Raw genomic sequence first — 21,234 nt, forward strand, 5'->3', positions numbered from 1 at the left:
ACTCAGCGGCTCAAACGACGCATACGCTCGGAAGGGGTGATGATATCGGTGATACGTACGCCGTATTTATCCGCAACGACCACCACTTCACCCTGAGCAATCAGATAACCGTTGATCAGGATATCCAGCGGTTCGCCCGCCAGCCCGTCAAGTGCCACCACGGAACCCTGCGTCAAACGCAGCAGCTCTTTAATTGTCATACGCGTACGACCCAGTTCCACGGTCAGTTTGACCGGGATATCCATAATCAGGTCGATATCCTGGAGAGTGCCGCCAACATCACCACCGCCGAGCTGCTGGAATACGGCATCGGCCGCGCTTTTCGTCGCGGGAGTGGTTTTTTGTTCGTTCAACGCGTCAGCCCACAGATCGTCCAGTGCTCCGCAGTTCTCATCGGACGGATTGTTCATATCACTCATTTGGGCTGTTCCTCATTCAGCGAATTCAAAATCGGGTTTATCAAGTGCTCTACACGTAACGCATATTGTCCGTTGACCGTACCATACTGGCTCGTTAGCACCGGTACGCCGTCCACATGAGCGATAATGCGATCGGGTTTATCAATCGGCAGCACATCGCCGGGTTGGAGCTTAAGTATCTGCGACAGGCGCAGGGGAATATCCGCGAAATTGGCAATCAAATTCAGTTCAGAGTGCTGAACCTGACGCACCAGGTTGTCACGCCAGTTCTGGTCTTCACTGCGTGAGTTTTCCAGCGGCGGGTTGACCAGCATTTCGCGCAGCGGTTCTATCATGCTGAAAGGCAGACAGATATTGAACTCACCCGTCAGGTTGCCGATCTCAACATGGAACGGCGTATTGACGACGATATCGTTCGGCGATGTCGTAATGTTGGTAAATTTGACCTGCATTTCCGAACGCACATACTCCACGTCCAGCGGGTTAATCGCCTTCCACGCATCGCTATAGGCTTCGAGCGCCAGCTTCAGCATGCGGTTGATGACGCGCTGTTCAGTGTGCGTAAATTCACGGCCTTCCACTTTCGTTGGAAAACGCCCGTCGCCACCGAACAAGTTATCCACGGCGATAAACACCAGGCTTGGCGAGAAAACAAACAGGCCGGTGCCGCGCAGGGGTTTCAGGTGGATCAAGTTAAGGTTGGTCGGAACGGGTAAGTTACGCGCAAACTCGTGATAGGGCTGAATGCGGATCGCGCCAACGGTGATATCCGGGCTACGACGCAGCAAGTTAAACAACCCCATACGGAACTGACGCGCAAAACGCTCGTTGATGATCTCCAGCGCTTGCAGACGCTCACGCACCACGCGGCGCTGGGTATTGGGGTCATAGGGGCGAATATCGCTATCGCCACCCATACCCGGTTGCGGATCATCGCTCTTATCGCTGTCTCCGTTGAGCAGCGCATCGATTTCGGCCTGAGAAAGAATGCTATCGCCCATGTCTTTACCGCAAAATGAAAGCTGTATAAAGAACGTCAGTGACTTCCTGCTTCGGCTGTCCTGGCACTAACGGCGTTGCGATCGTCTCTTTAATCGCGGTAGCAAGGTTCTGCTTGCCTTCGTTGGTTGCAAGCTGTGCTGCGTCCTGACGTGAGAACAACATCAACAAGCGGCTGCGTACTTCCGGCAGATATTCGCTAAGTCTGGCGCGCGTAGCGTCATCTTTCAGACGCAGTGTGATACCGACATACAACACACGGTCAGCATCGCCCAGATTCACTGTGAAGGTGTCGAGAGCGAAGAAAACCGGCGCTGGCGGAGGAGGCGCTTCCACTTTTGCGCTAGCCGCAGGTTTCTGTTGCATACGCCAGTAACTATAGCCAGCGGTGGCGCAAGCTGCGAGTGTGATTAACACCAGCAGCGGGATCCAGATAGAGCGCTTACGTTTTTTGTTAATAGCGGAGTCAGTCATCTGTTACGGGCTTCCTGTTAGTACTGCTTATGAGCTGATTATCCCGTGTCCTGCTCCCGTCAAAGCGCGGAAAAGACGGGGATAATCATGCTACCTCTGGCGTTTAGGCAAAGATGTCGACTGCGCCGTTACCGCGAGCCGCAGATTGCAGGCTTGCCGGGGCGACTAACGCGTCGCCATCATCCGCGCCAAACAGATCGCCTGCGCCCGAACGTGAAGCCTGTTGCTGCTGTTGAGAGGCCTGCTGTTGCTGCTGCTGACCGGCAAAAGACTCGCTGCTAATATTGCTCTGACCCAGCTGAATGCCGTTTTCTGCAAGCGAGGTACGCAACATCGGCAGCGCCGCCTCCAGTGCCTGGCGAACATGGCTGTGCGCTGAAACCATCTGCAACTGCGCCTGGTTATCTTCGAGTTTAATAGAAATCTGAACCTGACCCAGATCTTCCGGGTGCAGACGCAGCTCCGCGCTCTGCTGGCCCTGGCGGGTAAAGAGCGTGACATGCTGGCTGATATTCTGCTGCCACTCATGGCTGCCCAGCGGTGCGCTGATCACCGGTGCGGCGACAGGCGTGCTGGCCTGGGCGGCACTGGCGGTAGTCGTCACCGGTGCGATGCTGGCCGTGGTATTGGTGGTTTGCAGCGCGTTGTCATTATCTTTCTTCACCGCCGCAGAAGAGGAGGCGAGCACCGCCGTCTGCTGGGCATCATCCGCTACATGGAACGGCGTGGTGCTGGCAGGGCTGTCATTTTTCGCGCTGCCGCGCGGTAAATCGGTATCTGTCGTCAGTGAACTGGTATTCAGTGCGCGGTTTGCTGCTTTGGCCACATCAATACCGCTTGTCGCGGTAGCCGGTTGGGCGCTGGCGTTGTTTAACTGCGCAGCTTGTTGATGCGGCAGCATCGCCATCAGCGCGCTTAAACCTGCCAGCTCTTCATCATTTAAATCGGTTTTGTTTTCGCTGTCAGTGGCTTTAGCCGTTTTGCTTAACGCGGCCAGCACATCGGTTTTCGCCGCAGGTGTAAGGCCAGAAAACAGTTTTTGCACGTCAGCGTCGCTTGCCGCTGAGGCAATCACATCGCTTTTCGCGCTCTGGCGCGCCAGCAGTTCCGCCAGTTTTTGCGCCGGTGTTTGTGCCTGCGTCTCTTCGCCGGTGGCTGCGGTTGCCGCCAGGTTGCCTTTCGCCAGCTTGCCGCTCAGGGCGGCTGCCTGCAGATCGGCAAGCGTAATCGGCGCATCGCTCTCCTGTCCCTGGCCGCCGGTCATTGCACCCGTCAGCAGAGCGAGGAAGTCTTGTGCAGAATCGCCGCCGCTTTTGCCGGCTTGTACACCGGTGGTGGCATCAGATTCTGTCATTAACAGTTTTGACAAGTTGATCATTCTATTTTCCTCAGGGACGCGCGCTGTGCAAATTCATCCATTTTTTTCTGATCGAGACGGTTTTCCGCCAGTAACGCCGCGGCGCTTTGTCGGTCCTGCAAGGTTTGCCAGGCTTGTAAACGTTGTTTCTTTTCACGCCAGCTACCCAGGGCACTATCGACTTTTTCATTCCACTGCGCTAACTGCTGACGGTGCTGCTCAATCGCTTTTTCCAGCGTCTGAATAAATTGCTGATAATTCTGCCAGCGTTGGTTATCAATCCCCTGGCTCATGTTGTTATTCAGACTGCTGCGATACTCATGCTGATATTCAATCAGCATTTTTAATTGCTCTTCCGCTTGCTGGCAGCCGCGACGCATCTCACCCAGTTTCAGTGCGGCGTCGTCAACTTCTTTCTCTGCCAAATCCTTTAGCGTCGTTAATGCGCTGTTTTGCGTCATAAGTCAGCTCTCCACTACCTTAGACTGTCGGGAAGATCAGCTCTAATGCCTGCATTGAATCTTCCCACCCGGCACGTTCAAAAATGCCCTGCTGCAGGAAGGCTTCCAGGTGTGGCCACAATGCGATGGCTTTATCCAGCATTGGGTCGCTACCGCGCGCATACGCGCCAACGCTAACCAGATCGCGGTTACGCTGGAAGCTCGACAGCAACTGCTTAAAGTTCCGGACTCTGGCGTAATGTTGTTCCGTAATTAACGCTGTCATCGCACGGCTGATAGAGGCTTCAATGTCAATGGCCGGGTAGTGACCGGCTTCCGCCAGGCGGCGGGACAAGACAATGTGCCCATCAAGAATGGCTCGTGCGGAGTCAGCGATCGGATCCTGCTGGTCATCCCCTTCGGTCAGAACGGTATAAAACGCGGTGATCGAACCGCCGCCGTGAATACCGTTCCCCGCGCGTTCCACCAGCGCCGGTAATTTGGCGAAGACAGAAGGGGGATAACCTTTCGTCGCTGGCGGTTCGCCAATTGCCAGCGCGATTTCACGCTGCGCCATGGCATAACGCGTCAGGGAGTCCATGATCAGAAGCACATGCTGACCGCGGTCGCGGAAATCTTCAGCAATGCGCGTCGCGTACGCAGCGCCCTGCATACGCAATAAAGGAGAAACGTCTGCCGGGGCGGCAATCACCACCGAACGTGCGCGGCCTTCTGCGCCAAGGATGTTCTCGATAAAATCTTTTACTTCGCGGCCACGTTCACCAATCAGCCCGACGACAATAACGTCGGCCTGGGTATAACGGGCCATCATGCCTAATAGCACGCTTTTACCGACGCCGGAACCGGCGAACAACCCCATACGCTGACCACGACCGACGGTCAGCAGGGCGTTAATGGCGCGTACGCCGGTATCCAGCACATGCTCAATCGGCGTACGTTGTAAGGGGTTAAACGGCTGCGTGACCAGTGCGCCGGTCTCACCGGTTTCCGGTGCAGGCAGACCGTCGAGCGGCTTGCCGCCGCCATCCAGCACGCGGCCAAGCAGGGCAGGGCCGAGCGGCAGCTGTTTACCGCTTTGCAAACCATCACCTAACACGCTGCGGGCATAAACGCGCGCGCCAGGCAAAATACCTTCAACTTCTTCCAGCGGCATTAAAAACAGGCGCTGGCCGTTGAAGCCAACCACTTCACATTCGACTTCGCGCGTTTCGACACCGTCCTGACGCTCAATAATGCAGGTCGCGCCCAGCGGCAGCTGCAGGCCGGTGGCTTCCAGCACCAGCCCGGTCGCGCGGGTCAGCCGACCATAACGGCGCACAGCGGGCAGCTGCGCCATTTTGACTTCAAAGTTATCCAGCGTCGTTAGCCAGCGGGTCAAACGTGCGGTCATTAAACTACTCCCGGCGCCGCCAGACGGCACAGTTCCTGCCAGCGTGTTGCTACGCTGGCGTCGAGATCGCCTTCATCGGCGGACACTTTGCACCCGCCCGGATGCAGGGTCGGGTCGCCACGCAAACGCCAGCCGTGCAGGCTGAGGGTTGCGCCAAGCATCTCTTCCACGCGCTGCAAATCGTCCGGATGCACGCGCAATTGCGGTTTCCCGCTGAACAGCGGCTCCTGCTGGATTAAATGCTGGATCTGCTTGATCAGCGCGCTGTTATCAACAACCGGCACCTGGCCTAACACCTGGCGCGCGGCTTCCAGCGCCATCTGCATCAGACGCGAGGCGATAACACTGTCCAGCGCATCCAGCGTGTACTGGAATTCGCTGACCAGCTGCTGCATACGCGCATGGATTGGCGCCTGTTGCTGGCGCGCCTGGTTGAGACCATCTTCGCGCCCCTGCGCCAGACCTTCCTGGTAGCCGACGTCGTGACCCGCTTTGCGGCCTTCCGCCAGACCGGCGTTATACCCGGCGTCGTGCGCCTGCATCTGGATCTGCGCTAACTGCTGCTGCAGCTTTTGCTCTTCTGATATCTCATCTTCTTCGCCGTCCGCTTCAGCGGCTGACGACGACTCTTTCGTCAGCAGGGGAGCGAACTCGGCGGCCAGCGGGAGGGCCAGATCGTCCGGCTTCCAGACTTTCCACGGCAATTCATTAGACATAGGTATCCTCGCCGCTGCCAATTACCATCTCGCCGGTCTCCGCCAGACGGCGAACGATGAGCAGGATGGCTTTCTGTTCGTTTTCCACCTGAGACAGACGCACCGGCCCACGGTTGGCCAGGTCGTCGCGCAGAATATCTGCCGCACGTTGCGACATGTTGCGCAGGAACTTCTCGCGCAGCGGTTGCTCGGCGCCTTTGAGGGCAACCAGCAGGGATTCGGAATCCACTTCCTGCAGCAGGCGCTGGATGCTGCGGTCGTCCACATCCACCAGGTTTTCGAACAGGAACATCTCGTCGATAATTTTCTGCGCCAGCTCGCCGTCGAACTCGCGAACGGCGGTAATAACGGCTTCTTCCTGCTGCGTTTTCATCAGGTTGATGATTTCCGCCGCGGTTCTCACACCGCCCATTTTGCTGCGCTTGAGGTTCTGGCCGTCGAGCAGGTTGTTCAGCACTTCGGTCAGTTCCGCCAGTGCGGCAGGCTGTACGCCGCCGAAGGTGGCGATACGCAGCATCACATCGTGGCGCATACGCTCATCAAACAGCGCAAGGATATCCGCCGCCTGAGAACGTTTGAGGTGCACAAGGATAGTGGCGATGATCTGCGGGTGTTCGTCGCGGATAAGGTCGGCGGCGCTCTGCGGCTCCATAAAGTTGAGCGTTTCGATGCCGCTGGTGGTATCGCGCGTTTCGAGGATATCTTCCAGCAGGCTGGAGGCACGCTCTTCGCCGAGGGCTTTGACCAGCACCGAACGCAGGTAATCGTTGGCGTTGATGTTCAGCGCCGCGAATTGTTCCGCTTCGTTCTCGAACTCCTGCAATACGTCCATCAGCTGTTTGTTGGAGATCTGACGTACGCTGGCCATCGCGGTACTCAAGTGCTGGACTTCGCGGGCGGAGAGGTGTTTGAACACCTCAGCCGCGCGATCTTCGCCAATGGTCATCAGCAGGATGACGCTTTTGTCCGTTCCGGAAAGATTATTGCTCATGTTCGTTACTCATCCACTGGCGAATGACCAGCGCCACGACGCGCGGATCGTTATCTGACATTTCGCGAATACGCTGGCTCATCACCTCGGCGCTCAGGCGCTGGTTAGAGCGACGCTGCTGGTTCTGTTCGTCTTTGCTGAGGCGAACTTCCACCGATTCTTCGATTTCCGCTTTGGCTTGTTGCGCTTCCTGCAAGGCTTTCGCCTCTTCCTGGCGGCGTACCAGCTGCGGACGTACGGCTTTACGCCACAGCAGCCACGCCACGATGAGCACCAGCAACCAGCGACCTGCGGACATCAGCTGATCGATAAACGACTGCTGTTGCCAGAACGGGAGCTGACCACCAACATCATCCGTTGCGTTGAACGGCGAGTTGACGACGTTCAGGGTGTCACCGCGTTTCTCGGTGTAACCCATCGCTTCGCGAGTCAAATCTTCAATCTGTTTAATCTGGTCGGCTGTCAGCGCGGCGGTTTTGCCACCCGGCAGCGAACGATAGTTGACCACCACCGCAACAGAGAGGCGCTCGATATCGCCGACATTCATTTTGGTGTGGCGGATCGTACGGTCGACTTCGTAGTTATTGGTTTCGTTATGCGTGGTGTTACGCGGCCCGGTGGTGGTGGTGTTAGCCGTGCTCGTGCCTTGCTGGCCCTGCGCATTTTGATTCTGCTGAGCGTTCTGCTGGTTAGCCGGTGTGGTAATCGGCGCGGTATTCGCCGGAGCAGGCTGGTTCGACAGCGCACCCGGAACGCCGCCAGGATACTGGCCGCCAATCTGCTCGCTGCTATTTACCTGACGTGAACGCAGCACAGCCTGTGACGGATCGCCGCCGTTTGGCGTGTATTGCTCTTCTGTCTGCTCTTTATTCGCAAAATCGAGTTTCGCCGTTACCTGCGCGTGAACGTTGCCGTTACCCACGATAGGGCCAAGGATCGCTTCGATACGGCGCTGGATACGGCCTTCAACGTCGGCGGTGTATTTCAGTTGTGCATCATTCAGGTCACGACCGGCAACGCCGGATTGGGTCAGCAGACGACCGCCCTGATCGACAACGGTCACGTTGCCCGGCGGTAAACCTGCCACCGCGCTGGAAACGAGGTGTACGACGGCGCTGATCTGGCCATCATCCAGCGCGCGTCCCGGTTGCAAATTCACCGTCACGGATGCGGAAGGGGCTTTCTGCTCGCGCACGAACAGCGACGGTTTTGGCATCGCGAGATGAACGCGGGCGCCTTTTACCGGACCGAGTGCTTCGATGGTGCGTGCCAGTTCGCCTTCCAGCGCACGCTGGTAGTTCACTTGTTCGCTGAACTGGCTGATACCAAATTTTTCCTGATCCAGCAGTTCAAAACCGACAGCGCCGCCTTTCGGCAGACCCTGTTGAGCCAGTTTCAGGCGCAGCTCCTGGACTTTATCGGCGGGAACTTCAATAGCACCGCTACCGTCAGCAAAGCGGTAGGGGACGTTCATCTGCGTCAATTGGGTGACGATAGCGCCGCCGTCCTGATCGGACAGGTTGCTATAAAGCGTGCGGTAGTCCGGGCTTTTCGCCCACAGTACCATAGCAACAACAATGGCAACCGCTGCTGCAGCGGCCACCATAAGAGGAATTTTGGGGTTCGCGCGTAAGCGGTTAAGCCACTCAAGAGATTTATTCTGCGGTGCAGTTGTTGCAGTCGCACTCATTGCGCACCTCGTAACTCTGGGTGGATGTTGTTATTTGAGTTGAGAAACAAAACAGACTCCCGGGTCGGCAAACTCGACAAATGTCCATTAACTGGCAGTGTCATTATTTGATGAATCCGAATTTTCTATGCCTCAAATAACCTGGTTTTTTATCGCTATTTACCGCCATTATCCCATTGACAAGCTGTTAACCTTGTCAGGTATCAAACCATCCGGGGATTTACCATGGCTATACAGGGCATTGAAAGCGTCGTCAGTCAGCTACAGGCAACTGCCGGGATTGCGCGTAATCAGAGCGTGGAAAGTGAACCGTCTATCAGCTTCGCCGGGCAACTGCATGCTGCGCTGGATCGCATTAGCGACACGCAAAACGCAGCGCGTACCCAGGCGGAAAAATTTACACTCGGTGAGCCGGGCGTAGCGCTGAACGACGTGATGACCGATTTGCAGAAATCATCGATTTCGTTGCAGATGGGCATTCAGGTACGTAACAAACTGGTTTCTGCATACCAGGACATTATGAACATGCAGGTGTAGTGAGTCTGACTCACGCATAACCACGAATAATGGGAAGATAACCACCTCGCTGGCGGTTATCTTCCCTTGTTTTTTGTTTCGCGCGCTTTCCCTCCTAATCCTTTTTGCACCCTCCCTGCCACTTTACGTGGGCACAGACGATCACATCGACCATAGCCGTTGCGGGTACAGTCATGCTTACCGTTTTCCACTGACGATGCCCGAAGGAGAGATGACGAATGTTTGCCCATATGAGAATCGCCCGGCCCGTAACCGACCTTGAACTAAGCTGCCGCATGTATTGCGAGGCGCTGGAACTGCGCAAAATTGCGGATTTCACCGATCATGAGGGCTTCAGTGGCGTGATGGCAGGGCACCGCTCTGCGCCCTGGCACATCGAATTCACACGTTGTCATCACCATCCGGTTAAACCTGCTGCGACGGCAGAGGATTTACTGGTGCTTTATTACCCGGACGCTGATGAATGGGTTGCGCGCTGTGAAGCCATGCGCAAAGCAGGGTTTACAGAGATCGTTTCGTTTAACCCTTACTGGGATATTTCAGGCAAGAGCTGGCAGGACCATGACGGCTACCGCGTGGTGTTGCAAAACAGGGCGTGGGTATCTGTCTGAGTTACGCGTGGTTCCACGCAGGTGCTTTGCCATTACCATGAATTAATGGGTTTTATTTCCTTTTTTGCAAATATTTCTTGCGCTGAAATATCTGATTCTTTAGCTGATTTTATTATATTTACATAAAAATACCTTTTGTTTTTTTACACTGTAGTGCTTATTACACTGCGGTGAGGGATATGATGTACAGGAATACGCAACAGATTGATAATATCCTTATTGATCTTAATAAAGCAGTTGATGCGCATTATGATTGGTTAATCAATATGTTCGCCTGCGTGGTCAATAATAATATTGATCAGTCGGAAAGCATTAACGCACACTCGCACCACCTGTGCCATTTCGGTCGCTGGCTGGATGGACACCAACCCACGAATCAGGAGGAATCCAGCTGCCTGCAGGCAATTGATGCGACACACACTAAAATGCATAACTGCGGCCGTGAATTGATGTGTGTGATTAGGGATAAAAAAACAAATACTGATAAATTTTCAGAGTTTAAGCATCGTCTTGCGTTATTTTCCGCAGCGGTGACCGCCTATAAAACGTATTTATTAAAGCTGCGCGGTGGCGTTGATATATTAACCGGGCTGCCAGGTCGCAGGATGCTGGACGAAAGGTTTGAACAGCAACTAAAAGAAGTATCAGACCGGAAGATGTATATGTTGCTGCTTGATATCGATCGTTTTAAAGATGTGAATGACACCTACGGGCATCTGGTCGGTGATGGCGTTTTACGCGAGCTGGCGCAGCAACTGCGCGATCGGATCCGTGGGGGCGACACTGCCTACCGCTACGGCGGTGAGGAGTTCATTATTATTCTGTATGCGCCTTCGGACAGAGAGGCGTGCATGGCCGCGATGCGCCTGCGTGAGTCGGTTGCAGCGTCAGCCATTCATTACGACGATAAAGCGCTTAACATTACGGTGACCATCGGTGTGACTCAGGCATGGGATGGCGAGTCTATTGGCATCGTCGTGAAAAGAGCCGATGCGGCGATGTATCGGGGAAAACAGACCGGGCGCAACCGCTGTATGTTTATGGATGAAGGCGGTGAGATTCACCTTATTACCCATTAATATTCCATTATCCCTGGTGCGATTTGTTTTATATCGCGTTCAATACTATCAGCAAGGGTTCTGTTATTAACGGCGGTTGACTCTATTTTCAACCATACTAAAAAAGCCCTGCAAAGGGCTTTTTTAGGAGCAGGAAAACACCCGGCGAATTACAGGTTCTGGTAGCAGTCTTCCAGACCGGTATAGTAAGAGGAGTTAACCAGCGCTTGTTTAAGCGCACGCCGATTCTGGCTGTCAAAAAAGGCATAATTAATTTTACCTGCCAGCGCCAGACCCGTCGGGCGCATCATATGATACGTGTTATCACCTGAGCCAATTTTCGGCGCAACATAATTTTTAAGCAGATCATTGCCCTGCAGATCGAAACTCTCGTTAATGCCAAGTGATTTATGATAAATCACTTGTAATAACAAACTCAGATTATAGTTATCCGGGTGGCTTACCGTTGAGTAACAATCTGGGTTAGCGGAAAGCGTGCGGAAATACTCTTCTGAATAATCGAAATAAAGCTTGCCTCGTTGAAATAATGTGCGGTATTTCAACGCATCTTCTTTAAGCATATTGGTTTGTTTTTCACTGGAAAAACTCACGGAATGGTACGCTTCCACCACGTTTTGAATACTCACATTGGTGAGATAAAGATGCAGCATGCGGTAATCGACGTAGACCATAAAATCAGGGATTTTATCTGTATAGTACCCGAGTTGCGGCGTTGAAACGCGGGATTCCATGGTCGGTAGCATGGTGATATCGAAGAATTGGCTTAAGGCTGCTGTTGAAAACGGTCCCCATTTTTCTGCATGATGCTGCATAAAAATGAAATCACACTGTTCTAATTCGTGATAGAAGTTAATGAAGTCATTATTTTCGTTAAGTTTATAAATAGGCATATTGAAAATGCCGTCGAACTTCCCTTCATGCAGCCCGCTGACGTTCATTATCAAATTTCCCAGAACTTCAAGTTGGCAATTACCAATTAATGCTAATTTCATTTTATAAACGCCCCCAGGCTAGTGCATTCCGTTGTAATTACAGCGGCTAATTTTATCGTTAGCCTGGGGGCGGAGTACAGGTAAAACCTTATTTTTGTATCAAATACCGGATCGTCGGCCCATCTTGCTGAATATCCAGCACTGTATAGCCGTGATTACGCGCATCAAGCGGAATATTATTAATGGATTGCGGGCAGTCGCTTATCACTTCCAGGATCTCGCCTTTTTTTAACTGCGGCATCGCTTCAAGCGTCGCAACAGCCGGGTAAGGGCAGGGCTCGCCGCTCATATCAAGACGGTAATCGGGCACGATGTTCATGCAGCCTCCTTAACGGTAGTCGCGGTGTTAGCGCGGCGGAAGAAGCGTTTTTCCCAGCCGACGACAAACAAGAAGGCGGCGAGCAACAAAAGATAAGTGACCAGCAGGCCACCCAGCGGACCGAAGGTTTTCAACAGGTTGATTTTGTCCCAGCTGGTGGCCAGCGCAGGGGATAAATCATCCCAGTAATAGGCGAGGCTCGTTGAGCCAATCACGTTACCCAGCCCAACCCACCAGTAGTGTACCTGGCCTTCCACCGCGCGGTACATCCAGCCGGTTTCACAGCCGCCTGCCAGTACAATACCAAAGCCGAACAGCAAGCCGCCGATCACCGCATTCGGACCCGCCCACATAATTTTGGCTTCCATGCCCAGCTGGACATAGCTAAAGATGCCGATAGCGCTGGCCGCCATCCCGAAAATAATCGCTTTCGCCATCATCGTGCGCCCGGTGATCCACATATCGCGGAAGGCCGAGGTAAAACAGATTTGCGCACGTTCGATAAGCAGACCAAAACCCACACCAAACAGCATTGCCAGGCCTAATTTGGGCTGGTTCATTGCCGTCAGCAGCGCCCAACCCACCATGCCGGCAAACACCAGCATGCCGATACGAAAACGACGTTTTGCCTGAGCGGGTTTTTGCGTCAGCGGCGAGGCGGCTGAGACTTTTTGCATTTTAACCGGGATACGAAACAGCGGCAGCAACGTGAAGCGTGCGCCAAACCATGAGCCAATGGCGGTGGCGATGGCAAAAAACCACGCGTGTAACGAGAACTGCGGAATACCGGTAAAGAAGGCGGCGAGGTTACAGCCCATCGCCAGACGTGCGCCGAAACCGGCAATCATCCCGCCGATAATGGCCTGCATGATGCGGATACGGCTGTGCGGCAAACGCAGCTTGACGTTGTTCGCCCACAGCGCGGCGGCGAAACAGCCGCCGAACATGCCGATGATCATCATGCCATCAATACGGGTGAGCGGCGTGCCGTCAAGGTGGATCAATTTGAAGTAGCCCCACTCTTCGGTGTGCACACCTGCCAGTTGCAATAACTGACCGCCCCAGCGGGTAAACTCGCCGGTAACCGCCCAGAACGTGCCGGTGATACCAAAATAGTAAGTGGAGAGGATGCCCGCAGCGATAACCGCCGGGACGGGAGACCAGAACTTAATCAGAAAGCGGTCTTTGAACTGTTGCCATGACATAGAAATGAGCCTCTGAACTCAGAAGGAACGGGTAATGCAAAAGAACCCCGGATAATACACGGGCGGGATGACAAGCTAACGTAAAAAAGGCGAAAAACCTGGTACAGATCAAACTTGCAGGCGGTGGGGGAAAGGGTGGCGATGATAATGCTTTAATGCCACAATATTTTTTTCTTCGCGAGCAGGATAAATAATGAAAAAGCGAGTGATTATTGGCGCGGCGATGCTGCTGAGCGGCTGCGTTCAGGTGGATAATTACGATGCGGTGGTGAAACAGCCCGCACCGGCAGGGCTGGCGGGTTACTGGCAATCTTCCGGGCCGCAAAGCAACCTGGTGAGCCCGGAAGCCATCGCCAGCCTTATCGTGACAAAAGAGGGTGATACGCTCGATTGCCGCCAGTGGCAGCGCGTGATTGCCGTTCCGGGCAAGCTGATGCGTAATGGCGACAAGCTGTATAACGTGACGCAAAAACGCGACATTTACCGCCTTGAGCGCGAAGGTAATACGCTGGAGTTTGATGGTCTGACATTGCAACGCGTCGATAAACCCACGGTTGAATGCCAGGACGCTTTAACAAAATCCGGGCTGAACATTACGCACTAAATGGCACGCCGGGCCTGCATGTTACGTTGCCCGGCGCAATTTTATAGCGCATCTTCAATGACCCACACGCTGACGCTACCCCCATGGCAGGTGAATGTTCCTTCACCATGTTCATCGGTGGTGATCGTCTCCTCGCGGTTACCAAGAAAATCCCGCCACACTTTACTGGCGTAGTTCTCCCCCAGCATCAACTGTTTTTCTCCCTCGTCGCCATTGGACATTACCACCACGCAACCCGGCTCACATTCGGTGCCACTGCGGCTAAAGGCGATGCAGTTAGGATGATCAAACCACAGGGTTTGCACGCCGTGGGCGAAACGCTGGCGGGCGAGAATTAACCGTTCGAGATTTTCAATGACTGGCATATCGACGTGGTAGGTTTCGCCATCGCCGCCGGTATCATCGTAGCTTGCGCCAAACAGATCCGGGTAAAAGACTGACGGCACGCCATTTTCACGCAGCAGGATCAGCGCATAGGCCAGCGGTTTAAACCAGGCTTCGACCGGCGCTTCCAGGGCTTGCAGGGGTTGCGTGTCGTGGTTGGCAACCAGCGTTACGGCGTGAAACGGATCGGCTTCCACCAGGGTTCCGTCGAAGATCTGGCGCATATCGTAATTGCACCCCTGTTGCGAGGCTTCGTGAAATTTCATATGCAGCGGCGCGTCAAAGAGCATCGTTTTGCCCTCAACCTGGCCGATATACTGCTGCAGCTTTTCCACTTCATGGGACCAGTATTCCGCGACGATAAACAGCGGCCCGGGCGCGACTTCCTGCACATGCTCGATCCACTCTTTATAGAACCAGGCCGGAATGTGTTTCACCGCGTCCAGACGAAAACCGTCGCAGTGAGTCTGTTCCATTACCCAACGCGCCCAGTATTTGATCTCTTCCGTCACCGCATGGTTACGAAAATCGATATTAGCGCCCATCAGGTAGTCGAAGTTGCCCAGCTCGTCGTCGACCTGGTCGTTCCAGCCGTCGCCGGTATAGTCGTTAACGATTTTAAATACGCCGTATTCGTCCGGATTTTCAATATGATCGACGCCGCTAAAGCATTTGTAATCCCAGATAAATCGCGAATATTTCCCGGCTCGGGCAGGGAAGGTGAAGCGCGTCCAGGCTTCACATGCAACAACCTCGTCGTCAATTTGCGTGCGATCCTGTTGATTGACCCGGTTTACGCGTACCGCTTCTTTTCCATCGGCGCCCATTTTGTGATTGACCACCACATCCAGCAGCACGGCGATACCGTTCGCCTGCAGCACGTCAATGGCGGCGAGCAGTTGCGCTTTATCCCCGTATTTGGTGGCGACGCTACCTTTCTGATCAAACTCACCGAGATCGAATAAATCGTAGCTGTCATAACCCACCGACTGGTCGCCTGCGGCACCTTTGTACGCCGGTGGAAGCCAGACCATATTGATCCCCATGTCGTTCAGCGCACCTGCGCGCGCGCGAAGTTCCGGCCAGAGTGCGCCGCCATCAGGGGAGTACCAGTGAAACGTTTGCAACAGGGTGGGGTTTTTCATCTTCCATGCTCCAGAGTGAGACGCCGGAAGTATGGCTGAGATTTCAGAAACGACGAACCGCTACGCACATAGTGGCGTGGGAATTTGTATTGCGAGATAAGAACGGGAAGAGGGGGGAAGGCGAAAACCGTAGCGGGTGATGGACTGTTCCTGTATCACCCGCCGGGCATGAGATTAGATCTCGTTGGGGAATAAAATGTTTCCAGAGAGACGTCCATATGTCGAATGTAGGTTATGTTGTCGGGATGTCTGTCCAACCAATGTCCGCAGCTCGTCCATTCGCTGGCTTAACAGTTCTTTGAGTGAAACTTCATTTTCCAGAATTTGCTGTAGCAACGGGCGAATTTGCGCCTGCATTTGAGGCGCGACTTCACTCATATCCTGGAACTGTGTCAGTTTCTCCACAGCGGTAATGTATTTCAACTCGTGCTCAATGAGTTCGTCCCAACGCCCTTCCTTCGCGAGGTTAAGCATGGTGCGGCTGGTGACCAACAGCTGCTGATAGTGGTGGAGCAACCCGAAATTTGCTTCCATTAGTAAGTGTCCCGCGCGTTTTGATTATTGGGGCCAATCTCTTTCCAGGCATCAGCAATGTTGTTGAGCAACGTTGAAACTTCATCAATGGCGGAGAGGTCATTGTGGAGATTAGCCTGTAAAAGACGTCGTGTCATATAGTCATAAAGACTGTCCAGGTTTGCGGCGATCTCGCCACCGACTTCGTGGTCGAGACCGGCACGCAAACCGTTGGTAATGATATTAATAGCCTTTGAAAGCGCCTGTCCTTTACCGGGAATATCTCCCTGCTCAATCAGGATCGCAGCCCTTTTCATGGCGCTTAACGCGCCATCAAAAAGCAGTACCACAAGTTGATGCGGGCTGGCGCTCAGGACGGCGCTTTCCACGCCGACCTGAGCATAAGCCTGAGTTCCCGATTTCGTATACATTTCAAACCTCAACGAATACTTTATTAATTGGTCTTGTTAAATTGCTGGGTCAAATAGTTACCGGTTGATTCCAGTGACGAGACCAGCGTACTTAAACTTGTAAATTGCGCTTTATAACGAGCCATGGTTGCGGTGATCTGGTCGTTAACCCGGTCATACTGCTCAGACAGCTTTTTCAGCGTCTTGTTAATCCCATCGGTTGCATTCTGCACGGTGCCGTCAGTACCGAGGAAATCGTCCAGCAGATTGCTAGCCTGCGTCGCAAAACCTGTGGTTTTGCCATCACCGGTCAGGAAAGAGATCACGTCAGTTGATTTTTCCGTCAGCGCTTTGTCGAGCTTGGTGCTGTCAACGGTCAGTTTGCCGGAGACATCCTGGGTAATACCCAGCTGCGACAGGATATTGTAGCTGCCGGTATTGCTCTGAGAAGAGGAGAGCAGCGAGCGCAGACGCGTCTGAATGTTACGCAGCGTACCGTCACCCAGCAGATCGCCGTTAGAGTTGTCCTGAGACGTACTGCCCTGATCCACTTTCGTGTATTTTGTCTGGTTGGCAATGGTCGTTTGCAGTGAGTTATAAGCATCAACAAACGCCTGCACCGCCGCAGTCATTGGCGCATTATCTTTGGTTACCGCCAGCGTTTCCGGGCTGCCGATATTGGTCTTGTTCAGCGTCAGCGTTACGCCTTCCGGCGCATCGGTGATGGTGTTACTGCTACGCGTGATCGCCACGCCGTTGATCTTCAGGTTGGCGTCAGCAGCGGCAACCTGCTGCGTCATGGTATTGCTGGCGCTGCCGGCATTGCTTGAATCATAACTAACGTACTTGGCTAACTCGGTATCATTAGTGGTGATCGTCATCTGGTTGGTGGTACCGCTATCGCGCGAGGTCAGCGCCAGATAGTAGCTGCTGTCATCGGCTTTAATGATACTTGCGGTCACACTTCCTGCTTTCGCGTTGATCGCATCACGGATATCCGCCAGGCTGGTCTTATCGCTTGCCAGCGTAACGGTCAGCGGATCTTTTTGACCCGGTTGGGTGATCGTAATGGTACGCGAGCTCAGGCTGCTATCACCTAAATCCGTATCTTTACTTGCCGCTTTCGGGCTGAGCAGCGACTGCGCTGCTGCCAGCGACGTCACTTCAATAGAATATGATCCCGCCGTTGCACTGGTCGCCAGGGAGGCGGTAAACGCCGTGTTGGTGCTGGAAACTTTGGCCGATGCAATTTTGGAGGTATCTTTCAGCGCATTGGCCGCTGTTTGCAGCTTGGTCAGCGACGTCTGAACGATGCCCCAGGCAGTGAGTTTTGCTTTATACGATGTCTGCTGAGTGGTAATTGGCGTCAGCCTGGTCTCTTCGGCCGTCTGCAGCTGGCTATACAGCGTACTGAGCGACGAACTTAAGCTGGTGCCTGCTCCGATAGAACTAATAGTTGCCATTTCTTTATCCTTCAGTTTTAGACAATCACTGTGGGGATTATCGGCAGCGACTGCGAAAAGATTAGAGGGTTTTTTTTAAAACAATGGCGGAATAAAGATAAAGAATAGCGGGCAGTTTGCGGCTTTAAAAAAATGATCTTTTTTTCTAAAGGTTGTTAAGAGGCGGTCGATAATCAGGGGGACGGTGAGAAAACCGTAGGCAGATGCCTGAATCTGATAACTTTTTTTAAGGAATTACATCATGGCTGTTATTAATACTAACACCCTGTCTCTGATGACTCAGAACAACCTGACTAAATCTCAGTCTTCTCTGGGTACGTCTATTGAGCGCCTGTCTTCTGGTCTGCGTATCAACAGCGCTAAAGATGACGCTGCTGGCCAGGCAATTGCTAACCGCTTTACTTCCAACATCAACGGCCTGACCGTTGCTGCACGTAACGCGAACGACGGTATCTCTCTGGCGCAGACCGCTGAAGGCGCGCTGAGCGAAATCAACAACAACCTGCAGCGTATCCGTGACCTCACCGTTCAGGCACAGAACAGCTCCAACTCTGCCTCTGACATCGACTCCATCCAGGCTGAAGTTAACCAGCGTATGGAAGAAGTGAACCGTGTTACCACCCAGACCGACTTCAACGGCATCAAAGTGCTGAACACCGGTTCCGGCTCCAGCAGCTACAACTTCCAGGTTGGCGCGAAAGACGGCGAAACTATCTCCATCAGCCTGACCTCTTCCAACGCGTACAACCTGTTCAACGCTTCTGGCGCAACGTCCCAGACCACCGGCCAGACCATCAACGGTACTGCACGTTCTACTGCTGCTGAAGGCTTCGACGTTCTGAGCGGTACGGTAAGCAGCGGCGGTGTGACCAACGGTAGCCCGCTGGCAGATATCGATGCGGCAATCAAAGCGGTTGACACTCAGCGCAGCCTGCTGGGTGCGTCCCAGAACCGTTTCGAATCCACCATCACCAACCTGAACAACACCGTGAACAACCTGTCTTCCGCACGCAGCCGTATTCAGGATTCTGACTACGCGACTGAAGTGTCGAACATGTCCCGCGCGCAGATCCTGCAGCAGGCTGGTTCTTCCGTACTGGCTCAGGCCAACCAGGTTCCGCAGACCATGCTGTCCCTGCTGCGTTAATCGCAAATTACGCAGTATCAGAAAGCGCCGCTTGTCGGCGCTTTTTTATTTCTTTGAAAAATAAGCCGAATAAAAATAAAAAAATCCCTAAAGAGTTCGTTAACCCCGTCGATAACAATTATGACGGTGATGAAGCCGCTGGCGCATACCGGAATATAAATTACTCAATGAAGGATAATAATCATGGCTGTTATTAATACTAACACCCTGTCGCTGATGACCCAGAACAACCTGACTAAATCTCAGTCTTCTCTGGGCACCTCGATCGAGCGCCTCTCTTCCGGTCTGCGTATCAACAGCGCTAAAGACGACGCTGCAGGCCAGGCAATTGCTAACCGTTTTACTTCCAACATCAACGGCCTGACCGTTGCTGCACGTAACGCGAACGACGGTATCTCTCTGGCGCAGACCGCTGAAGGCGCGCTGGGCGAAATCAACAACAACTTACAGCGCATCCGTGACCTGACCGTTCAGGCGCAGAACAGCTCTAACTCTGCCTCTGACATCGACTCCATCCAGGCTGAAGTTAACCAGCGTATGGAAGAAGTTAACCGTGTTACCACCCAGACCGACTTCAACGGCATCAAAGTGCTGAACACCGGTTCCGGCACCAGCAGCTACAACTTCCAGGTTGGCGCGAAAGATGGCGAGCAGATCTCCATCAGCCTGACCTCTTCCAACGCGTACAACCTGTTCAACGCTTCTGGCGCAACGTCCCAGACTTCCGGCCAGAGCATCAACGGTACTGCACGTACTACCGCTGCTGAAGGCTTCGACGTTCTGAGCGGTACGGTAAGCAGCGGCGGTGTGACCAACGGTAGCCCGCTGGCAGATATCGATGCGGCAATCAAAGCGGTTGACACTCAGCGCAGTCTGCTGGGTGCGTCCCAGAACCGTTTCGAATCCACCATCACTAACCTGAACAACACCGTGAACAACCTGTCTTCCGCACGCAGCCGTATTCAGGATTCTGACTACGCGACTGAAGTGTCGAACATGTCCCGCGCGCAGATCCTGCAGCAGGCTGGTTCTTCCGTACTGGCCCAGGCCAACCAGGTTCCGCAGACCATGCTGTCCCTGCTGCGTTAATCGCAAATTATGCAGTATCAGAAAGCGCCGCTTGTCGGCGCTTTTTTATTTTGTGATTTGCGCATATTTTCGACGAAAATTGCTCAAAAAATAGAAAAAAGACTAAAGAGTTCTGCGAGGTCGTCGATAACAATTATGACGGTGATGAAGCCGCTGGCCCATACCGGAATATAAATTTCTCACTGAAGGATAATTATCATGGCTGTTATTAATACTAACACCCTGTCGCTGATGACCCAGAACAACCTGACTAAATCTCAGTCTTCTCTGGGCACCTCGATCGAGCGTCTCTCTTCCGGTCTGCGTATCAACAGTGCAAAAGATGATGCGGCTGGCCAGGCAATTGCTAACCGTTTTACTTCCAACATCAACGGCCTGACCGTTGCTGCACGTAACGCGAACGACGGTATCTCTCTGGCGCAGACCGCTGAAGGCGCGCTGGGCGAAATCAACAACAACTTGCAGCGTATCCGTGACCTGACCGTTCAGGCGCAGAACAGCTCCAACTCCGCGTCTGACATCGACTCCATCCAGGCTGAAGTTAACCAGCGTATGGAAGAAGTGAACCGCGTGACCACCCAGACCGACTTCAACGGCATCAAAGTGCTGAACACCGGTTCCGGCACCAGCAGCTACAACTTCCAGGTTGGCGCGAAAGACGGCGAGCAGATCTCCATCAGCCTGACCTCTTCCAACGCGTACAACCTGTACAACGCTACCGGTGCGACCTCTCAGACCACCGGCCAGACCATCAACGGTACTGCACGTACTACCGCTGCTGAAGGCTTCGACGTTCTGAGCGGTACAGTGAACAGCGGTGGCACCACCGATGGTAACCCGCTGGCGGATATCGATGCGGCAATCAAAGCGGTTGACTCTCAGCGCAGCCTGCTGGGTGCGTCCCAGAACCGTTTCGAATCCACCATCACTAACCTGAACAACACCGTGAACAACCTGTCTTCCGCACGCAGCCGTATTCAGGATTCTGACTACGCAACTGAAGTGTCGAACATGTCCCGCGCGCAGATCCTGCAGCAGGCTGGTTCTTCCGTGCTGGCCCAGGCCAACCAGGTTCCGCAGACCATGCTGTCCCTGCTGCGTTAATTCGCAACCGCTTAAAAAAGGCATCTTCGGATGCCTTTTTTTATCTGCAATCGCCAGATATAACGCCTTTTCTGTTAGCTGTTTTGCCTCTCGATCTTTCTTTCGTCCTCCAGAATATTGCATAACGACAGGAAC

The 21,234-nt window shown here is 53.6% G+C and carries 23 protein-coding genes; 7 read left to right on the forward strand and 16 right to left on the reverse strand.

Annotation, left to right across the window (positions count from 1 at the left end; genetic code table 11):
* Positions 1-2: 2 nt before the first annotated feature.
* From fliN to fliF, 9 genes are all read right to left on the reverse strand, one after another.
* Positions 3-419, reverse strand: a complete 417-nt coding sequence (fliN, locus tag O3S68_RS02915; RefSeq protein WP_269230763.1) for a flagellar motor switch protein FliN — start codon at positions 417-419, stop codon at positions 3-5.
* Complete coding sequence (fliM, locus tag O3S68_RS02920; RefSeq protein ID WP_020454199.1) at positions 416-1,420, reverse strand: flagellar motor switch protein FliM; 1,005 nt, start codon at positions 1,418-1,420, stop codon at positions 416-418. The genes fliN and fliM overlap by 4 nt, the downstream gene beginning before the upstream one ends.
* 4 nt (positions 1,421-1,424) lie before the next feature.
* Positions 1,425-1,892: a flagellar basal body-associated protein FliL gene (fliL, locus tag O3S68_RS02925; protein ID WP_020454198.1), complete on the reverse strand. Its 468-nt coding sequence runs from the start codon at positions 1,890-1,892 to the stop codon at positions 1,425-1,427.
* Positions 1,893-1,995: 103 nt separating this feature from the next.
* Positions 1,996-3,270: a flagellar hook length control protein FliK gene (gene fliK / locus O3S68_RS02930; RefSeq protein ID WP_097405731.1), complete on the reverse strand. Its 1,275-nt coding sequence runs from the start codon at positions 3,268-3,270 to the stop codon at positions 1,996-1,998.
* Positions 3,267-3,710, reverse strand: a complete 444-nt coding sequence (gene fliJ / locus O3S68_RS02935; RefSeq protein WP_017458372.1) for a flagellar export protein FliJ — start codon at positions 3,708-3,710, stop codon at positions 3,267-3,269. The genes fliK and fliJ overlap by 4 nt, the downstream gene beginning before the upstream one ends.
* A gap of 19 nt (positions 3,711-3,729) precedes the next feature.
* Positions 3,730-5,100, reverse strand: coding sequence for a flagellar protein export ATPase FliI (gene fliI / locus O3S68_RS02940; RefSeq protein WP_020454196.1), 1,371 nt, complete (start codon positions 5,098-5,100; stop codon positions 3,730-3,732).
* The gene (gene fliH, locus O3S68_RS02945) at positions 5,100-5,816 is read right to left on the reverse strand and encodes a flagellar assembly protein FliH (RefSeq protein WP_020454195.1); all 717 of its coding nucleotides are present in this window, start codon (positions 5,814-5,816) and stop codon (positions 5,100-5,102) included. Before fliH ends, fliI begins: the two co-directional genes overlap by 1 nt.
* Entirely contained in the window at positions 5,809-6,807 is a 999-nt protein-coding gene (gene fliG, locus O3S68_RS02950; RefSeq protein WP_020454194.1) for a flagellar motor switch protein FliG, read from the reverse strand. Before fliG ends, fliH begins: the two co-directional genes overlap by 8 nt.
* The gene (fliF, locus tag O3S68_RS02955) at positions 6,797-8,497 is read right to left on the reverse strand and encodes a flagellar basal-body MS-ring/collar protein FliF (protein ID WP_269230764.1); all 1,701 of its coding nucleotides are present in this window, start codon (positions 8,495-8,497) and stop codon (positions 6,797-6,799) included. The genes fliG and fliF overlap by 11 nt, the downstream gene beginning before the upstream one ends.
* A 225-nt stretch (positions 8,498-8,722) precedes the next feature.
* Here fliF and fliE point away from each other — a divergent pair, with 225 nt between their 5' ends.
* The 3 genes from fliE (at position 8,723) to O3S68_RS02970 (ending at position 10,724) form a co-directional block, all read left to right on the forward strand.
* Positions 8,723-9,034, forward strand: coding sequence for a flagellar hook-basal body complex protein FliE (gene fliE / locus O3S68_RS02960; RefSeq protein WP_017458367.1), 312 nt, complete (start codon positions 8,723-8,725; stop codon positions 9,032-9,034).
* A gap of 218 nt (positions 9,035-9,252) precedes the next feature.
* A complete protein-coding gene (locus tag O3S68_RS02965; RefSeq protein ID WP_269230765.1) occupies positions 9,253-9,645 on the forward strand; it encodes a VOC family protein in 393 nt (130 codons plus the stop codon).
* Between the two features lie 182 nt (positions 9,646-9,827).
* Positions 9,828-10,724 carry a diguanylate cyclase gene (locus O3S68_RS02970; RefSeq protein WP_044489681.1) on the forward strand — a complete coding sequence of 299 codons (897 nt, stop codon included), beginning with the start codon at positions 9,828-9,830 and terminating at the stop codon, positions 10,722-10,724.
* A gap of 149 nt (positions 10,725-10,873) precedes the next feature.
* Here the strand turns inward: O3S68_RS02970 and O3S68_RS02975 are convergent, their stop codons facing one another.
* The 3 genes from O3S68_RS02975 to yedE form a co-directional block, all read right to left on the reverse strand.
* A complete protein-coding gene (locus O3S68_RS02975) occupies positions 10,874-11,716 on the reverse strand; it encodes a WcbI family polysaccharide biosynthesis putative acetyltransferase (RefSeq protein ID WP_158539528.1) in 843 nt (280 codons plus the stop codon).
* Between the two features lie 88 nt (positions 11,717-11,804).
* Positions 11,805-12,035, reverse strand: coding sequence for a sulfurtransferase-like selenium metabolism protein YedF (yedF, locus tag O3S68_RS02980; protein WP_020454189.1), 231 nt, complete (start codon positions 12,033-12,035; stop codon positions 11,805-11,807).
* The gene (gene yedE, locus O3S68_RS02985) at positions 12,032-13,240 is read right to left on the reverse strand and encodes a selenium metabolism membrane protein YedE/FdhT (RefSeq protein ID WP_269230766.1); all 1,209 of its coding nucleotides are present in this window, start codon (positions 13,238-13,240) and stop codon (positions 12,032-12,034) included. The genes yedF and yedE overlap by 4 nt, the downstream gene beginning before the upstream one ends.
* Before the next feature lie 193 nt (positions 13,241-13,433).
* On the opposite strand from yedE, the gene yedD reads away from it, so the two are divergent.
* Complete coding sequence (yedD, locus tag O3S68_RS02990; RefSeq protein ID WP_269230767.1) at positions 13,434-13,844, forward strand: lipoprotein YedD; 411 nt, start codon at positions 13,434-13,436, stop codon at positions 13,842-13,844.
* Between the two features lie 41 nt (positions 13,845-13,885).
* Here the strand turns inward: yedD and amyA are convergent, their stop codons facing one another.
* The 4 genes from amyA to fliD all read right to left on the reverse strand — a co-directional run bounded on the left by amyA (position 13,886) and on the right by fliD (position 17,759).
* Positions 13,886-15,373 carry an alpha-amylase gene (amyA, locus tag O3S68_RS02995; RefSeq protein ID WP_269230768.1) on the reverse strand — a complete coding sequence of 496 codons (1,488 nt, stop codon included), beginning with the start codon at positions 15,371-15,373 and terminating at the stop codon, positions 13,886-13,888.
* A 174-nt stretch (positions 15,374-15,547) separates the two neighbouring features.
* A complete protein-coding gene (fliT, locus tag O3S68_RS03000; RefSeq protein ID WP_020454185.1) occupies positions 15,548-15,907 on the reverse strand; it encodes a flagella biosynthesis regulatory protein FliT in 360 nt (119 codons plus the stop codon).
* A complete protein-coding gene (gene fliS, locus O3S68_RS03005; protein ID WP_017458358.1) occupies positions 15,907-16,317 on the reverse strand; it encodes a flagellar export chaperone FliS in 411 nt (136 codons plus the stop codon). Before fliS ends, fliT begins: the two co-directional genes overlap by 1 nt.
* A 23-nt stretch (positions 16,318-16,340) precedes the next feature.
* On the reverse strand, positions 16,341-17,759 hold the full coding sequence (gene fliD / locus O3S68_RS03010; protein WP_020454184.1) for a flagellar filament capping protein FliD: 1,419 nt from the start codon (positions 17,757-17,759) through the stop codon (positions 16,341-16,343).
* 241 nt (positions 17,760-18,000) lie between these two features.
* Here fliD and O3S68_RS03015 point away from each other — a divergent pair, with 241 nt between their 5' ends.
* The 3 genes from O3S68_RS03015 (at position 18,001) to O3S68_RS03025 (ending at position 21,099) form a co-directional block, all read left to right on the forward strand.
* Positions 18,001-18,906: a flagellin N-terminal helical domain-containing protein gene (locus O3S68_RS03015; protein ID WP_097405736.1), complete on the forward strand. Its 906-nt coding sequence runs from the start codon at positions 18,001-18,003 to the stop codon at positions 18,904-18,906.
* A 183-nt stretch (positions 18,907-19,089) separates the two neighbouring features.
* Positions 19,090-19,995, forward strand: coding sequence for a flagellin N-terminal helical domain-containing protein (locus tag O3S68_RS03020; RefSeq protein ID WP_097405737.1), 906 nt, complete (start codon positions 19,090-19,092; stop codon positions 19,993-19,995).
* A gap of 198 nt (positions 19,996-20,193) precedes the next feature.
* Positions 20,194-21,099, forward strand: a complete 906-nt coding sequence (locus tag O3S68_RS03025; protein WP_045511229.1) for a flagellin N-terminal helical domain-containing protein — start codon at positions 20,194-20,196, stop codon at positions 21,097-21,099.
* Positions 21,100-21,234 lie beyond the last annotated feature (135 nt).

It is taken from the genome of Kosakonia sp. SOY2 (assembly GCF_027109175.1).
Classification (GTDB): domain Bacteria; phylum Pseudomonadota; class Gammaproteobacteria; order Enterobacterales; family Enterobacteriaceae; genus Kosakonia.

Excerpts from the sequence above, each read along its gene's own strand:
- yedF (WP_020454189.1), bottom strand. The coding sequence starts at position 12,035 with ATGAACATCGTGCCCGATTACCGTCTTGATATGAGCGGCGAGCCCTGC.
- fliJ (WP_017458372.1), bottom strand. The coding sequence starts at position 3,710 with ATGACGCAAAACAGCGCATTAACGACGCTAAAGGATTTGGCAGAGAAA.
- yedD (WP_269230767.1), top strand. The coding sequence starts at position 13,434 with ATGAAAAAGCGAGTGATTATTGGCGCGGCGATGCTGCTGAGCGGCTGC.
- O3S68_RS02970 (WP_044489681.1), top strand. The coding sequence starts at position 9,828 with ATGTACAGGAATACGCAACAGATTGATAATATCCTTATTGATCTTAAT.
- yedE (WP_269230766.1), bottom strand. The coding sequence starts at position 13,240 with ATGTCATGGCAACAGTTCAAAGACCGCTTTCTGATTAAGTTCTGGTCT.
- amyA (WP_269230768.1), bottom strand. The coding sequence starts at position 15,373 with ATGAAAAACCCCACCCTGTTGCAAACGTTTCACTGGTACTCCCCTGAT.
- fliL (WP_020454198.1), bottom strand. The coding sequence starts at position 1,892 with ATGACTGACTCCGCTATTAACAAAAAACGTAAGCGCTCTATCTGGATC.
- O3S68_RS02975 (WP_158539528.1), bottom strand. The coding sequence starts at position 11,716 with ATGAAATTAGCATTAATTGGTAATTGCCAACTTGAAGTTCTGGGAAAT.
- fliE (WP_017458367.1), top strand. The coding sequence starts at position 8,723 with ATGGCTATACAGGGCATTGAAAGCGTCGTCAGTCAGCTACAGGCAACT.
- fliK (WP_097405731.1), bottom strand. The coding sequence starts at position 3,270 with ATGATCAACTTGTCAAAACTGTTAATGACAGAATCTGATGCCACCACC.
- O3S68_RS03025 (WP_045511229.1), top strand. The coding sequence starts at position 20,194 with ATGGCTGTTATTAATACTAACACCCTGTCGCTGATGACCCAGAACAAC.
- O3S68_RS03020 (WP_097405737.1), top strand. The coding sequence starts at position 19,090 with ATGGCTGTTATTAATACTAACACCCTGTCGCTGATGACCCAGAACAAC.
- fliG (WP_020454194.1), bottom strand. The coding sequence starts at position 6,807 with ATGAGCAATAATCTTTCCGGAACGGACAAAAGCGTCATCCTGCTGATG.
- fliD (WP_020454184.1), bottom strand. The coding sequence starts at position 17,759 with ATGGCAACTATTAGTTCTATCGGAGCAGGCACCAGCTTAAGTTCGTCG.
- fliN (WP_269230763.1), bottom strand. The coding sequence starts at position 419 with ATGAGTGATATGAACAATCCGTCCGATGAGAACTGCGGAGCACTGGAC.
- fliM (WP_020454199.1), bottom strand. The coding sequence starts at position 1,420 with ATGGGCGATAGCATTCTTTCTCAGGCCGAAATCGATGCGCTGCTCAAC.
- O3S68_RS02965 (WP_269230765.1), top strand. The coding sequence starts at position 9,253 with ATGTTTGCCCATATGAGAATCGCCCGGCCCGTAACCGACCTTGAACTA.
- fliT (WP_020454185.1), bottom strand. The coding sequence starts at position 15,907 with ATGGAAGCAAATTTCGGGTTGCTCCACCACTATCAGCAGCTGTTGGTC.
- O3S68_RS03015 (WP_097405736.1), top strand. The coding sequence starts at position 18,001 with ATGGCTGTTATTAATACTAACACCCTGTCTCTGATGACTCAGAACAAC.
- fliH (WP_020454195.1), bottom strand. The coding sequence starts at position 5,816 with ATGTCTAATGAATTGCCGTGGAAAGTCTGGAAGCCGGACGATCTGGCC.
- fliS (WP_017458358.1), bottom strand. The coding sequence starts at position 16,317 with ATGTATACGAAATCGGGAACTCAGGCTTATGCTCAGGTCGGCGTGGAA.
- fliI (WP_020454196.1), bottom strand. The coding sequence starts at position 5,100 with ATGACCGCACGTTTGACCCGCTGGCTAACGACGCTGGATAACTTTGAA.
- fliF (WP_269230764.1), bottom strand. The coding sequence starts at position 8,497 with ATGAGTGCGACTGCAACAACTGCACCGCAGAATAAATCTCTTGAGTGG.